This is a genomic window from Microbacterium murale, from assembly GCF_014635185.1.
In the GTDB taxonomy this organism is placed as follows: Bacteria; Actinomycetota; Actinomycetes; order Actinomycetales; family Microbacteriaceae; genus Microbacterium; species Microbacterium murale.
The window spans coordinates 189,289-203,650 of the sequence record NZ_BMCM01000004.1 but is presented as its reverse complement, the minus strand read 5'-3'; the positions used below and the strand labels follow the sequence as shown (position 1 = coordinate 203,650).

At 66.3% G+C, this 14,362-nt stretch carries 13 protein-coding genes; 12 read left to right on the top strand and 1 reads right to left on the bottom strand.

The window, feature by feature from the left end:
• The first annotated feature begins 76 nt into the window (after nucleotides 1-76).
• The 8 genes from IEV67_RS13295 (at nucleotide 77) to IEV67_RS13260 (ending at nucleotide 10,319) form a co-directional block, all read left to right on the top strand.
• Complete coding sequence (locus tag IEV67_RS13295; protein WP_188437056.1) at nucleotides 77-1,192, top strand: LacI family DNA-binding transcriptional regulator; 1,116 nt, start codon at nucleotides 77-79, stop codon at nucleotides 1,190-1,192.
• Between the two features lie 153 nt (nucleotides 1,193-1,345).
• Nucleotides 1,346-3,010, top strand: a complete 1,665-nt coding sequence (locus tag IEV67_RS13290; RefSeq protein ID WP_229703115.1) for an ABC transporter substrate-binding protein — start codon at nucleotides 1,346-1,348, stop codon at nucleotides 3,008-3,010.
• A complete protein-coding gene (locus tag IEV67_RS13285) occupies nucleotides 3,007-3,987 on the top strand; it encodes an ABC transporter permease (protein WP_188437055.1) in 981 nt (326 codons plus the stop codon). The genes IEV67_RS13290 and IEV67_RS13285 overlap by 4 nt, the downstream gene beginning before the upstream one ends.
• On the top strand, nucleotides 3,984-4,898 hold the full coding sequence (locus IEV67_RS13280) for an ABC transporter permease (RefSeq protein WP_188437054.1): 915 nt from the start codon (nucleotides 3,984-3,986) through the stop codon (nucleotides 4,896-4,898). The genes IEV67_RS13285 and IEV67_RS13280 overlap by 4 nt, the downstream gene beginning before the upstream one ends.
• A 5-nt stretch (nucleotides 4,899-4,903) precedes the next feature.
• Nucleotides 4,904-6,607 carry an ABC transporter ATP-binding protein gene (locus IEV67_RS13275; protein WP_373284485.1) on the top strand — a complete coding sequence of 568 codons (1,704 nt, stop codon included), beginning with the start codon at nucleotides 4,904-4,906 and terminating at the stop codon, nucleotides 6,605-6,607.
• Between the two features lie 40 nt (nucleotides 6,608-6,647).
• Nucleotides 6,648-7,817, top strand: coding sequence for a glycoside hydrolase family 1 protein (locus IEV67_RS13270; protein ID WP_188437052.1), 1,170 nt, complete (start codon nucleotides 6,648-6,650; stop codon nucleotides 7,815-7,817).
• 40 nt (nucleotides 7,818-7,857) lie between these two features.
• Nucleotides 7,858-9,435 (top strand): methionine--tRNA ligase, encoded by a 1,578-nt coding sequence (gene metG, locus IEV67_RS13265; protein ID WP_188437051.1) that lies wholly within the window; start codon nucleotides 7,858-7,860, stop codon nucleotides 9,433-9,435.
• Nucleotides 9,432-10,319: a TatD family hydrolase gene (locus IEV67_RS13260; protein WP_188437050.1), complete on the top strand. Its 888-nt coding sequence runs from the start codon at nucleotides 9,432-9,434 to the stop codon at nucleotides 10,317-10,319. Before metG ends, IEV67_RS13260 begins: the two co-directional genes overlap by 4 nt.
• On the opposite strand, the gene IEV67_RS13255 is transcribed toward IEV67_RS13260, so the two are convergent.
• A complete protein-coding gene (locus tag IEV67_RS13255; RefSeq protein ID WP_229703113.1) occupies nucleotides 10,298-11,572 on the bottom strand; it encodes an MFS transporter in 1,275 nt (424 codons plus the stop codon). The two genes, IEV67_RS13260 and IEV67_RS13255, sit on opposite strands and share 22 nt — an antisense overlap.
• A 120-nt stretch (nucleotides 11,573-11,692) precedes the next feature.
• Between IEV67_RS13255 and IEV67_RS13250 the strand changes: the two genes are divergently transcribed.
• From IEV67_RS13250 to mgrA, 4 genes are read left to right on the top strand one after another with little or no spacing between them, the layout of a single operon-like run.
• A complete protein-coding gene (locus tag IEV67_RS13250; RefSeq protein WP_188437049.1) occupies nucleotides 11,693-11,950 on the top strand; it encodes a type II toxin-antitoxin system Phd/YefM family antitoxin in 258 nt (85 codons plus the stop codon).
• A complete protein-coding gene (locus IEV67_RS13245; protein ID WP_268238589.1) occupies nucleotides 11,947-12,390 on the top strand; it encodes a type II toxin-antitoxin system VapC family toxin in 444 nt (147 codons plus the stop codon). The genes IEV67_RS13250 and IEV67_RS13245 overlap by 4 nt, the downstream gene beginning before the upstream one ends.
• A 43-nt stretch (nucleotides 12,391-12,433) precedes the next feature.
• On the top strand, nucleotides 12,434-13,282 hold the full coding sequence (gene rsmA, locus IEV67_RS13240) for a 16S rRNA (adenine(1518)-N(6)/adenine(1519)-N(6))-dimethyltransferase RsmA (protein WP_188437047.1): 849 nt from the start codon (nucleotides 12,434-12,436) through the stop codon (nucleotides 13,280-13,282).
• Nucleotides 13,283-13,291: 9 nt separating this feature from the next.
• Nucleotides 13,292-14,359 carry an L-glyceraldehyde 3-phosphate reductase gene (gene mgrA, locus IEV67_RS13235; protein WP_188437046.1) on the top strand — a complete coding sequence of 356 codons (1,068 nt, stop codon included), beginning with the start codon at nucleotides 13,292-13,294 and terminating at the stop codon, nucleotides 14,357-14,359.
• The last annotated feature ends 3 nt before the right edge of the window (nucleotides 14,360-14,362 follow it).

Sequence of the window (14,362 nt, the reverse complement as noted above, 5' to 3'; positions counted from 1 at the left end):
GCCTCCGGCGGAGCGTCCGACAGCGCACGGATTCGGCGCGGGTACCCTGGGCTGAGGTTCAGCGAGGGAGACGAGTGTGGCCAAGGCCCCGACGGTGTACGACGTCGCCGATCGCGCCGGTGTATCGATCGCGACGGTCTCCCGAGTGTTGCGGATGCCTGACGCGGTGCGTCCCGTCACGCGCGATCGCGTGCTGGATGCCGTCACCGCTCTCGGATACGTGCCCAGTGGCAGCGCCAGGGGTCTTGCCGAGCGCCGCACCGGAGTGATCGGTCTATACTTCCCCGGGTTCGACGCCGCAGAGGAGGCGCCGACGCTGGATGTGCTCTCAGTGGGCGCCGCGCATCCGTTCACGATCATCCACGACGAGGCTGCCGCGGAAGGGACGACACCGGAAGAGGGTCCCGGATCGATGCTCTTCCTCGACGAGGTGCTCCGCGGTGCCGAGCTGGAGGCGTGGAAGCAGGGCTTCGTCCTCATGGTCGGTGTCGGAAGGAACGACCCCGACCGCTCCACCGTGCGCGACATGGCTGGACGAGTGGATGGGCTCGTCGTGCTCGCGAGCAGCGTTCCGGATGACGTGCTCGAGCGCCTCGCCGTGCGCATCCCCGTCGTTGTGCTGTCCGGCCCGCCCCGAGGGGACAGCTACGACCATGTGACCGTGAGCAACACCGAGGCGATGACCGAACTCGCCAGGCTCGTGCTGGAGCAGTCGGGCGGTAGAGCGCCGGCATTCCTGGCCGGACCGGCCGATTCGCCCGACGGTGCGCAACGGTGGCAGGGGTTCTCGGATGCGATGGCGGAGGCGGGTATCGCGCTCGACGACGTCGTGGTGGTTCGAGGCGACTTCACTCGCGCTTCCGGTCGCCGCGCGGCGGAAGAGCTGATGGCGAACGGACTACCTCTGGCGCTGATGTCTGCGAACGACCAGATGGCCCTCGGTGCCCTGGATGCCTTCCGTGCGGCGGGCGTGAGGGTGCCGGAAGATCTGCTCGTCACGGGCTTCGACGGCATCGACGCCGCGGCGTTGTCGCATCCGCGATTGACGACCGTCCGCCAGCCGATGATCGAGCTCGGTCGAGCGGCGGTGCAGGTGCTGATGAACAGGCTGGAGCACCCTGACACCGACCCGATCTTCGTCCGACTTCCGCTCGAGATCACGCTGCGAGAGAGCTCGCTGCGCCGACCCTGACGTCCCGCTTTCTTCCGGATCCATGCACCCCGAGGCGTGTCAAGGGGTTGCGCTCGCAAAATGTATGCGCTTACAATCGCTGATGCGGCGTTGCCGTGTGAGCGTTCCGACTGGGGAGCGCTCGTCATGACAGAGACGACATGAGGTAGCAGGGTGTCGAAGACGCACATGTTCCGACGCTGGCGGAGAGCCGCGGTGATGGGGCTTGCAGCTGTAGCCGTGGCGCTCAGCGGATGCAGCATCCAGATCAGCTCTCAGCCCGATCCCTCGATCGGCGATGACACGATGCTGATCAACGCCGACCACGGCAACCCGTTCTTCACACGGAACTTCAATCCGTACCTCACGAACACGCGCACAGCCTCGCGTTGGATCTACGAACCCCTCATCCTCATCAATCCGCTCGACGGCGAGGAGAACCCGTGGCTGGCATCGGAATGGTCGCAGCCGGACGCCCGCACCATCGTCATGACGATACGCGACGACGTCCAGTGGAGCGATGGCGAGGATCTGACCCCGGATGACGTCGCCTTCACCTTCCAGTTGCTGAAGGACGCTCCGGCACTCGACATCAAGGGCGCATGGCAGCACCTCGACAGCGTCGAGGTCGACGGTGGCGATGTCGTCTTCCACCTCAAGAGCGAGGATGCGCCTTCACTGTCGATCATCGGTCAGACGATGATCGTGCCAGAGCATCTCTGGGCGGACGTCGACGACCCAGGAACCTGGCGGAACGAGAAGCCGGTCGGCACCGGTCCGTTCGTGCTCGGCAACTACAACGACCAGCAGTACTCGATGGACCGGAATGCGGACTACTGGCAGGCGGATTCGATCGAGATCGAGCACATCATCCTGCCGGCGACGAACTCCCAGCTCGACACCGTCACGCGAGGCTACGACTGGGCCTACGCCTTCATCTCCGACGTGGAGGGCACGTGGGGAGCAGCGAGCCCGCACAACGCGTGGTGGTTCCCGCCGGGCGGTGTGATCTCGCTCATGCCGAATCTCGAGGTCGCACCGTTCGACGACGTGAACGTGCGCCGCGGCATCGCCCTCGCGCTCGACCGCGACGAGATCGCCGAGACCGCATCCGAGGGGTACATGGAGCCGGCCGGCCAGACCGGACTCATCCTGCCGAACCAGGAGGAGTACCTGAACCCCGAGATCCCCGATGCGGGCATGCTCACGCAGGACACGGATGCGGCGCTCGCGGCCTTCGCCGAGTCCGGTTACACACTGGACGGCGACCGGCTTGTCGGCCCGGACGGCGAGCAGCTCGAGTTCGCCCTCACCGCGGCCAACGGCTTCTCCGACTGGACGCGCGCAGCGCAGACCGTGCAGCGACAGCTCGCGGAGGTCGGAGTGAAGGTCAGCCTCAAGCTGCCGCAGCCGGCGGGTTACCAGAGCGCGATCAGCAACGGCGACTTCGAGATGGCGATCGGCGGCATGGGCAACGGCGACGTCTACCAGGCCTTCAACAACCTGCTCTCCAGCGAGTTCTACGTGCCGGTCGGAGAGACCACTGCGAACAACTTCCAGCGCTATCAGTCCGATGACGCCGACGCTCTTCTCGCGGAGTACCGCGCCACCGTGGATCCGGCCGAGCAGCAGGAGATCGTGAATGAGCTGCAGACCCTCGTCTACGACGATCTGCCCGTCATCGGCCTCTACTACGGCGGTATCTGGGGCCTGTTCAGCGATGCCAAGTTCACCGGCTGGCCCTCAGAGGAGGACCCGTACATGATTCCGCAGAACTACGACTCCGCTCCGCTGATGATCTTCACCCATCTCACGCGCGTGAACGGAGACGACCAGTGAAGTATCTGCTCCAGAAACTCGGTCTGTTCGTGCTCACGCTGTGGGCCGCGATCACGCTGAACTTCTTCCTCCCGCGGCTCATGCCCGGCTCGCCCGCCGACGCGGCGATCGCCAAGCTGTCGCAGAACGGTCCGGTCTCCGACGCCACGCGCGCGGCGATCGAGGCTCAACTGGGTGTTCCCACCGGCTCGATGTGGGACCAGTACGTCGCCTATCTCGGCCAGGTCGCACGGCTCGACTTCGGCGTCTCCTACACCTTCTATCCGCAGTCGGTGGCGAGCATGGTCTCCACCGCGCTGCCGTACACGATCGTCCTGGTCGGAGTCGTGACGGTGCTCGCCTTCGTCATCGGCACTCTCATCGGCGTCGCCGCCGCGTGGCGGCGAGGCACGTGGCTGGACTCGCTGCCGACGCTCACCGGGTCGTTCCTGAGCACGTTCCCGTACTTCTGGACCGCCCTGCTCCTGCTGTTCTTCCTCGGCTACGTGCTGCACTGGTTCCCGACGACCGGCGCATACGCCGCCACGACGACACCCGGCTTCACCTGGGAGTTCATCGGCGATCTGCTACGTCACGCCGTGCTTCCGGCGCTGACGATCCTCCTCACCTCGCTCGGCGGGTGGATCATCGGCATGCGCAACGCGATGATCAACACGCTCGGCGACGACTACGTCACCTTCGCGGAGGCGAACGGGCTGCGGGGCCGCACGATCGCCCTGCGCTACGCCGCCCGCAACGCGATCCTGCCGAACCTCACCGGTTTCGGGCTCACGCTCGGCGGCGTGGTCGGCGGCTCGATCCTCGTGGAGCAGGTGTTCGGCTATCCGGGCATCGGGTACCTGCTCTTCAACGCCGTGATCGGACAGGACTATCCGCTCATGCAGGCGCTCTTCCTGATGATCACCGTCAGCGTGCTCATCGCCAACTTCCTCGTCGACATCTTGTACGGCGTGCTGGACCCAAGGACTCGCCGATGACTTCCACGATGAACGTCAAGATTCCCGCCGACCGGATCGCGGCGCCCAGCCCATGGCGCGCCTTCGGCCGGATGGTCGGCACGCTCTGGTCGAACGGCAAGGCGCGCCTCGGGCTCTGCATCCTCGCCTTCTTCGTCATCGTGGCGGTGTTCGCCCCGCTCATCGCTCCGTACGGTCCGAAGGACAACGGCTTCGAGCGCAATGCGGATGCCTCGGCAGCGCACTGGCTCGGGACGACCGCCGCAGGTGAGGACGTGCTCAGCCAGCTGATCTTCGGCTCGCAGATCAGCCTGCTCGTGGGCTTCGCCGCCGGCATCCTCTCCACCATCGTCGCCGTTCTCATCGGCCTGAGCTGGGGCTACATGCGCGGATTCCCCGGGGAAGTGGTCGGATTCATCGTCAACCTCTTCCTCGTGATCCCAGGGCTCCCGCTCATGATCGTGATCGCCGCCTATCTGCAGAACGGCGGCATCCTCATGATCATCGCCGTGATCGTGGTGACGGGCTGGGCCTGGGGTGCGCGTGTACTGCGCAGCCAGACGCAGTCGCTGCGAGGCAACGACTTCGTCACCTCTGCGCAGTTCTCGGGCGACAGCCGGGCGCGCATCGTCTTCCGCGAGATCCTGCCGAACATGACGTCGATCATCGCCGGCACGCTCTTCGGGGCGGCGACGGCGGCGATCCTCGCCGAGGCGGGCCTGGAGTTCCTCGGTCTCGGCGACTCCAGCATCGTCAGCTGGGGCACGATGCTCTATTGGGCGCAGAACTCCAATTCGCTGCTCACAGGGCAATGGCTGTTGCTGTTCGCACCTGGTCTCTGCATCGCGCTGCTGGCGCTGAGCCTCACGCTCATCAACTTCGGCGTGGACGGCATATCCAATCCGCGTCTTCGAGAGGGGAAAGGCCGATGAGCGCCATGGCAGATGACGAGATCCTGCTCGACGTCCAGAACCTCTCCGTCGAGTACGCGTCACCGGGTACGACACCGGTGACCGCCGTCGAGGATGTGTCGTTCACGCTGCGACGAGGAGAGTTCGTCGGACTGGTCGGCGAGTCGGGTTCAGGCAAGTCGACGCTGGGCTTCGCGCTGACCCGGCTGCAGAAGCCGCCGGCGCGGATAAGCGGAGGACGCATCCTGTTCGATGGCCGCGACATCCGCGAGCTGGGTGCCGAGGAACTGCGCAGGCAGCGTCAGGGCGGTTTCGCCATGGTGCTGCAGTCCGGCATGAACGCGCTGAACCCGGTGCGCACTGTCGGGGCGCACTTCCAGGACATCTTCGCCGCGCACGGTCATGTGGCCCGGGAGTCACGCACCGATCGGGCCATCGATCTGGTCGGCAAGGTGGGCCTCGATGCGGAGGTGCTCAAGCGCTACCCGAGCGAACTGTCGGGCGGGATGCGTCAGCGCTCGTCGATCGCGCTTGCCCTGTCGCTCGAGCCGCAGCTCATGGTGTTCGACGAGCCGACGACGGCCTTGGACGTGCTCGTGCAGCACGCCGTGATGGACACGATCCGTGATCTGCAGCGCGAGGAGCAGTTCACGGCGATCCTCATCAGTCACGATCTGGGCATCGTGCTCGAGGCGACCGACCGCGTCATGGTGATGCACGAGGGGCGGATCGTCGAAGACGCGTCCAGTCGCGACATCCTCGAGCGGCCCCAGGACGAATACACCCAGATGCTGCTCAGCCACTATGCGGACCCGCGCGCGGAATCCATCTCGATCCCCGGATTCGTCGACCTCGGCACACGTCGCAGCGAGGGGAAGTCGCGTACCGACCTCACCGAGACCCTGCCGACGGTGTCGCAGCGCGATGCGCGAAGAGCGGATGCCGCGATCGTCGTGGAGGGCGTCTCGAAGGTCTATCCCGCGCCGCGCCGCGGACAGAAGAAGGTCACGGCCGTGGATGACGTGTCGTTCCGCCTGGAGCCCGGCGAGGCGCTCGCACTGGTCGGAGCATCCGGGTCGGGGAAGTCGACGCTCGCGAAACTCATCACCGGCGTCGAGAAGCCGACATCCGGCACCGTGCACTTCGGTGACCGCGATGTCGCCTCTCTCAAGCGCAGCGGCCTGAGAGACCTCCGCAAAGACGTGCAGATGGTCTTCCAGGATCCGTACTCGGCGCTGAACCCGCTGCACACCGTGGAGTACGCGCTGACGCGGCCGGTGCACAACTACACCCGCCTTCGCGGGCAGGAGGCGAGGGCGCGGGTGCTCGAGCTCCTCGAGACCGTCGGGCTCACCCCCGTCGAGCAGTTCGCCGCCAAGCTGCCGCATCAGCTCTCCGGAGGGCAGCGCCAGCGCGTCGTGATCGCGCGTGCGCTCGCGAGCGACCCGCAGGTGCTCATCGCGGATGAGCCGGTGTCGATGCTCGACGTCTCACTGCGCGCCGGGGTACTCGCACTGCTCGAAGATCTGCGAGAGCGGTGGGGCATCAGCATGCTCTACATCACGCACGATCTGCTCAGCGCGCGCCTGGTCACCGAGAACATCCTCGTACTCAACAGCGGCCGGGTCGTCGAACGCGGCGAGACCTCTCAGGTGCTGCAGCATCCGGAAGACCCGTACACCGTCGAACTCCTCGACGCGGTTCCCAACCCGGCCCGCGCGGCGCGCTGAGCGCAGCGACGGCTGAACGACAACGACGAAAGGGGCACTTGTGCTCGAATTCCCTGACGGCTTTCTCTGGGGCGCCGCGACTGCGGCCCATCAGGTGGAGGGGAACAACACGACCAGCAATTGGTGGCAGATGGAGCACGCTCCGAACACGACGATGGTCGAGCCATCCGGAGATGCCGCCGATCACTTTCACCGCTACCCGGAGGATATGCGCCTGCTCGCGGACGCCGGACTGAATTCGTACCGGTTCTCCGTCGAATGGGCACGGATCGAGCCGGAGCGTGGATTCATCTCACGCGCGATGATCGACCACTACCGTCGCATGATCGACACGGCGCGTGAGCTCGGCCTCGACCCGACTGTGACGTTGATGCATTTCACAGTGCCGCAGTGGTTCCAGCGCGACGGCTTCTGGCGTGCGAGCGACGCTGTCGACCTGTTCTCGCGCTACGTCGAGACCGTGCTGCCGATCCTCGACGGAGTTAAGTACGTCTGCACGATCAACGAGCCGAACATCGCTGCGATGCTCGCCGGGGGAGAGGACGCCGCGAACCTCGTCGCCTACGGTCTCCCGAACCCGGATCTCGCCGTCGCCGATACGCTCCTCGACGCGCACCACCGCGCATCCGAGATCGTGCACTCGGTGTCGGGCGCGCAGGCTGGGTGGACCATCGCGACGCAGGCCTTCCACTCCACGGGCGAGTCCGGCGCGGACGAGAAGCTGCATGAATACGGGCATCCGCGCGACTTCTGGTATCTGGAGCGCTCGGCCGGCGATGACTTCGTCGGCGTGCAGGCCTACACGCGCACGTTCATCGGTCCTGAGGGGCCCCGCCCGGTGGCCTCGGACGTCGAGACCACCCTGACGGGGTGGGAATTCTTCCCCGCAGCGCTCGAGCTCGGGGTGCGCAGTGCGTGGGAGCTGAGCGGGGGAGTGCCGATCCTCGTGACGGAGAACGGCATCGCCACAGCCGACGACACGCGCCGCATCGCATACACGCAGGGCGCGTTGGAGGGGCTGCACCGTGCGATCTCCGACGGCATCGACGTGCGCGCGTACCAGCACTGGAGCGCGCTGGACAACTATGAGTGGGCCAGCGGCTTCGCCCCGACGTTCGGACTCATCGGCTTCGACCACGAGACCTTCGCCCGCCACCCCAAACCCAGCCTCGCGTGGCTCGGAGAAGTGGCCCGCCGCAACGGATTGTGAGCGCGTAACCACCCCGGCAGACCGGCCTAGAATTGACCCCATGCCCTCAGGCGAATCCTTCTACATCACCACGCCCATCTACTACCCGTCCGATGTGCCCCACATCGGCCACGGGTACACGTCGGTGGCGGTCGACACGCTCGCGCGTTGGCACCGTCAGTCGGGTGATGACACCTGGATGCTGACCGGCACGGACGAGCACGGGCAGAAGATGCTCCGTGCCGCCGCGGCGAACAACGTCACGCCGCAGGAGTGGGTCGACAAGCTCGTCACGGAGAGCTGGTTCCCGCTGCTGGAGACGCTCGACGTCGCCAACGACGACTTCATCCGCACCACGCAGGAGCGCCACGAGAAGAACGTGCAGGTGTTCTTCCAGCGGCTGTACGACGCGGGCTACATCTACGCCGGCGAGTACGAGGCGCTCTACTGCGTGGGCTGTGAGGAGTTCAAGCCCGAGTCGGAGATCGTCGACGGCACCGGCCCCTTCGAGGGCCTGAAGGTCTGTGCGATCCACTCCAAGCCGCTCGAGCTGCTGCAGGAGAAGAACTACTTCTTCAAGCTCAGCGAGTTCCAGGACCGCCTGCTCGACCTGTACAAGACCGAGCCCGACTTCGTGCGCCCGCACTCGGCCCGCAACGAGGTCGTCTCGTTCGTCAGCCAGGGGCTGAAGGATCTCTCGATCTCGCGCTCGACCTTCGACTGGGGCATCCCGCTGCCCTGGGATGAGTCGCACGTCATCTATGTGTGGGTCGACGCCCTGCTCAACTACGCGACCGGTGTCGGCTACGGCTCCGACGAGGAGACCTTCGCCCGCCGCTGGCCCGCGTATCACGTGGTCGGCAAGGACATCCTCCGCTTCCACGCCGTCATCTGGCCCGCGCTGCTGATGGCTGCCGGCGTCGACGTGCCCAAGGGCGTCTTCGCCCACGGATGGCTGCTCGTCGGCGGCGAGAAGATGTCGAAGTCGAAGCTCACCGGCATCGCGCCGACCGAGATCACCGACGTCTTCGGTTCCGACGCCTACCGTTATTACTTCCTCTCCGCGATCGCGTTCGGCCAGGACGGATCCTTCTCCTGGGAAGACCTCGCTGCGCGCTACCAGGCCGAGCTCGCCAACGGATTCGGCAACCTCGCCTCGCGCACGGTCGCGATGATCGAGAAGTACTTCGACGGTGTCGTGCCCGAGGCGGCGGAGTACACCGAACAGGATCTCGCGATCCAGAAGACCGTGGCGGATGCTGCCACCGCGGCCGACCGCTGGATGGAGCAGTTCCGCATCGATGAGGCGATCTCGTCGATCTGGACGATCGTCGACGCGCTGAACGGCTACATCACCGAGAACGAGCCGTGGGCCCTCGCCCGCGACGAGGACAAGCGTGCCCGTCTCGGAACAGTCCTGTACACGTGCGCCGAGGGACTTCGCGCACTGAGCGTGCTGCTCTCGCCCGTCATGCCGCAGTCCACTGAGAAGCTGTGGTCGGCGCTCGGCGCGGCCGAGAGCCTCGGCGTGCTGCAGGCTCAGTCGATTCGTGAGGCCGGAGCGTGGGGTGTGCTGCAGCCCGGCGCACGGGTTGCGGCTCTCGCGCCGCTGTTCCCTCGTGTGGAGTCGCAGGCTTGACCGAAAACCCCAGCCAGTACGTTCGAGAGCGGGCGACGGAGGGCCGCAAGGACCTCCGCTACCCGCCCGCACCCGAGCCGCTGACGGTGCCGGTGTACGACAACCATGCGCACCTGGAGATCACCGATGGCGTCGAGCCGCTCTCTCTGAAGCAGCAGCTCGACAGGGCCGAGGCCGTCGGCGTCGCGGGCGTCGTGCAGGCCTCGGGTGACATCGAGTCGTCCCGTTGGGCGGTGGATGCCGCGGCATCCGATCCTCGCGTCCTCGCAGCCGTCGCGATCCATCCGAACGATGCGCCCGTCTACGCCGAGGCCGGCCGGCTCGACCACGCGATCGGTGTGATCGACGAACTCGCCGCGTATCCCCGCACACGAGCGATCGGCGAGACCGGCCTGGACTTCTTCCGTACCGAGGAGGACCGCCGGGGCCCGCAGTTCGAATCGTTCGAGGCGCATATCGCGCTCGCGAAGAAGCACGGCATCGCGATGCAGATCCACGACCGCGATGCGCACGACGCCGTGCTGGAGACCCTGACCCGTGTCGGCGCACCGGAGACCACGGTGTTCCACTGCTTCTCCGGCGACGACGCGATGGCCAGGGTCTGCGCGGATGCCGGGTACTACCTGTCGTTCGCCGGGAACGTGACCTTCAAGAACGCGCAGAACCTCCGCGATGCGCTGCACGTCACCCCGTTGGAGCGCATCCTGGTCGAGACGGATGCACCGTTCCTCACACCCGTGCCGCTGCGCGGCCGCCCGAACGCGCCGTACCTGATCCCGCTCACGCTGCGTTTCATGGCCGCTGAGCTCAGCCTCGAGGTCGACGAACTCGCGGCGCAGATCGCCGGAAACACGCTCCGCGTCTACGGAGACTTCGCCGGCTGAGCTTCATCGTCGTCGGCCACCGGCTTGGCGTTCACGATGTGCGAGATCGGCTTCCACACCAGCACCAGCGTGATGGCCGCGCCGACGAACGCGAACCACCAGGGCGCAGTCAGCCCCCACACCTGGGCGATGACGCCGCCGAGCGCCTGGCCGATCACCATTCCGCCGAACACGCCGACCATGTTCACCGACGCGACCCTGCCCTGCAGCTCGTGCGGCACGAGACGCTGGCGCACGGTCGTGGAGATCGTGCCCCAGACGAACGCGTAGGTGCCGAACACGAACATGATGATCAGCGCCACCCATCCCACGCTCGTCAGGGCGAAGGCGAGGTGCATGAGCACTTCGAGTGACAACGCCACACGCATGAGGGTGGCGAACGACACGTGCCGCTCCATCCACCCGAATGTGAGAGTCGCGAGGATGCCTCCGGCGGCGGATGCCGTGGTGAGAGCCCCATAGCCGACTGCGCCCATGTGCAGGTGCTCGGTCGCGTAGAGCACGAGCACGCCCCACGGGGCCGCCCAGGTGATGTTGAACGTGAGGATGATCAGCACGAGCATCCGTACCGGCGGGTTGCGCCACATCCAGCGCACGCCCTCAGCGATGTCGGTGTGCACGGGCGATGGCTTCTCGAACGCAGCGGCGCGCGGCGGCACCGGTGTCCGCGCCATCCGTGAGATGAGCACGACCGCGAGCAGCACGCACACGACCTCGACGAGGAAGGGCAGGGCGTGACCCGCGGCGAACAGGAACGCACCGATCGGAGGACCGGCGAACTGGTTCGCCACGAGATAGCCCGCCTGCAGCCGGGCGTTGCTGGTGCCGAGATCTGCGGGCCTCACGAGCATCGGCAGGAGCGTGCTGCTCGTGGTGTCGACGAACACCTCTGCGGTGCCGTAGAGGAACGCCGCGGCGAGCACGACCCAGATGTTCGCCGTGTCGGTGAACAGGAACGCGCACAGCCCCGCCAGCACGAGCGCTCGTGCGGCGTTGGCGAACATCACCAGTCGGCGCCTGTCGAAACGGTCGGCGATGGCGCCGGCGTGCAACCCGAAGATCAGCCAGGGCAGGAACTGCAGCACCGCGCCCGCCGCCACCAGGATCGGCGATGAGGTCATCGACGCGATCAGCAGAGGAGCGGCCGCCAGAGCGATGCCGTCGCCGACATTGCTCGTCCAAGACGACGCTAGCAGCCAGCGGAAATCCCGGCCCATGCGGCGGGGCGCGACGAGTTCTCCGAGCGAGGGCACCCGAACACATTACCGGCATGGAAGAGCCCCGCAGGGTGCCCGTACGCATGCTGTGCGATATCCACGACCCACTGTGGTCACTTTGGCGTATTCTTGTGACTACATTGATGGGAGCTGCGCATGACCCAGATCGGAATCCGCGATCTCAAGGCGCATCTGAGCGCGTATGTGAAGTCGGCTCGGGATGGCGAGCGCATCGTCATCACCGACCGCGGCACCGTGGTGGCGCAGATCGTTCCCGCCGAAGGGGAATCGGCGCTGCAGCGCCTGATCGATGAGGGCATCGCCATGCCGCCCGCACATCGACGGCGTGCGACGCCGCATCCACTGATCACCGACGGGCCGGTGAGCGATCTCGTCTCCGAGCAACGCGAGTGATCGTCTATTTCGATACGTCCGCATTCCTGCCACTGGTGATTGCTGAATCCGGTACCGCAATCTCGGAGCGTCTCTGGCATGACGCCGACGATGTGGTGAGTACGCATCTCATCGTCGCAGAGGCCGCTGCAGCGATCGCGCAGGGCAATCGCATCGGCCGTGTAGCGGATGATGACCACCCATACCTGCAAGAAGCAGCATCGAAACTCATCTTCGACGCCACCCTGATAGACGTGACGACGACCGTGATCGAGCGTGCCGCCAGGCTGGCAGTCTCACGCGGTCTTCGGGGCTACGACTCTGTTCATCTGGCGACAGCGACGCTGATCCGTGCCAGCGACGTCGTCTTCGCCTCAGGCGATCAGCGTTTGCTCGCAGCTGCATCTGAAGAAGGATTCACGACGGTGGACACGAGCGGGTCGTTGAATTCTGCGTCCTGAACGTCCGGACGGGGCCCGGGCACGCATGGGGGACAATGGCAGGATGACCGTCACGCTGCTCGGCGCCACCGAGATCCGCCGTCTTGCCGCCGAGCTCGACGTCACCCCGACCAAGAAGCTCGGACAGAACTTCGTCGTCGACGCCAACACGGTGCGCAAGATCGTGCACGTCGGCAAGGTGCAGGCGGGGGAGCGGGTCGTGGAAGTCGGCCCAGGGCTGGGCTCGCTGACGCTCGCGATCCTCGAGACCGGAGCATCCGTCACCGCCGTCGAGATCGACCACCGCCTCGCCGCACGGCTGCCGCAGACGGCCGCGGACCACGGTGTTCCGTCGGATCAGCTCACCGTGGTCGACGCGGACGCGCTGCGCATCACAGAGCTTCCAGGGGACCCGACCGTGCTCGTCGCGAACCTGCCGTACAACGTCTCGGTGCCCGTGCTGCTGCACTTCATGGAGACGTTCCCGCACCTGCAGCGCGGTGTCGTGATGGTGCAGGCCGAGGTCGGCGAGCGCCTCGCCGCCCCACCAGGGAGCAAGATCTACGGCGCTCCCAGCGTCAAGGCGGCCTGGTACGGTCCGTGGCGACTTGCCGGCAACGTGTCAAGGCAGGTGTTCTGGCCGGTGCCGAACATCGACAGCGTGCTCGTCGCCTTCGAGCGCGACGCGGTGCCCCGCGGCAGCGAAGAACTGCGCAAAGCCACCTTCCGCATCGTCGACGCGGCCTTCCAGCAGCGCCGCAAGATGCTGCGCCAGGCACTGTCCGTCGTGCTCGGCGGCACCGCTGCCGAAGCATCCGCGATTCTCGAGAAGGCAGGCGTCGCACCGACCGCACGCGGCGAGCAGTTGACGGTGGATGACTTCGTGAGAATCGCCGAGGCGCTGGACGGCTAACCTGGAGGCGTGACTGAGACGCCGCGCTTCCCCACAGACATCGCCGAACTCCACCGCCCCTATGCGGCGAACGAGGACAGGTACAAGAACTTCGAGTACCGCCAGGTCGGCACGTCCGGTCTGTACCTGCCGCCCATCTCGCTCGGACTGTGGTGGAACTTCGGTGACAACATCCCGCTCGACAACCAGCGCACGCTGCTGCGCCACGCGTTCGACAGAGGCATCACGCACTTCGACCTGGCCAACAACTACGGCCCGCCCTACGGCTCGGCCGAGAAGAACTTCGGCCGTATCTTCGCCGAGGACCTCCGCCCGTACCGCGATGAGCTGATCATCTCGTCCAAGGCCGGCTACGACATGTGGCCAGGGCCCTACGGCAACTTCGGCAGCCGCAAGTACCTCATCGCGAGCGCCGAGAAGTCGCTCACCTCGATGGGCCTCGACTACGTCGACATCTTCTACTCGCACCGTGCAGACCCTGTCACGCCGATCGAGGAGACCGTCGGCGCACTCGACACCCTCGTTCGTCAGGGCAAGGCGCTGTACGTCGGCATCTCCTCCTACAGCGCCGAGCGCACGGCGAAGGCCGCAGAGGTCGCCCGCGAGCTCGGTACGCCGCTCGTGATCCACCAGCCCTCCTACTCGATCCTCAACCGCTGGATCGAGGACGGGCTCACCGACGCGCTGCGTACCGAGGGCATGGGCGCGATCGCGTTCACGCCGCTCGCGCAGGGACTGCTGACGGACAAGTACCTCGGTGACGGCACCGCGCAGCGTGCGCAGAAGCGCGGTTCGATCTCCGACAAGCCACTGTCTGCCGAGGGCCTCGGCATTCTCCGCAGCCTCAACGAGATCGCGAAGGAGCGCGGACAGTCGCTGGCGCAGCTGGCGCTGCTGTGGACGCTGCGCGATCCGGTCGTCACCTCGGCGCTGATCGGCGCTTCGCGGCCGGAGCAGCTCGACGAGAACATCGCGGCGCTCGACGGGCCCGCGCTCACCGACGAGGAGCTTGCTCGCATCGATGCCCTCTCCGACGGCATCGACGTCAACCTCTGGGCCTCATCGTCCGCTCTGTGAGAT

Excerpts from the sequence above, each read along its gene's own strand:
- IEV67_RS13280 (WP_188437054.1), top strand. The coding sequence starts at position 3,984 with ATGACTTCCACGATGAACGTCAAGATTCCCGCCGACCGGATCGCGGCG.
- IEV67_RS13275 (WP_373284485.1), top strand. The coding sequence starts at position 4,904 with ATGGCAGATGACGAGATCCTGCTCGACGTCCAGAACCTCTCCGTCGAG.
- metG (WP_188437051.1), top strand. The coding sequence starts at position 7,858 with ATGCCCTCAGGCGAATCCTTCTACATCACCACGCCCATCTACTACCCG.
- IEV67_RS13250 (WP_188437049.1), top strand. The coding sequence starts at position 11,693 with ATGACCCAGATCGGAATCCGCGATCTCAAGGCGCATCTGAGCGCGTAT.
- rsmA (WP_188437047.1), top strand. The coding sequence starts at position 12,434 with ATGACCGTCACGCTGCTCGGCGCCACCGAGATCCGCCGTCTTGCCGCC.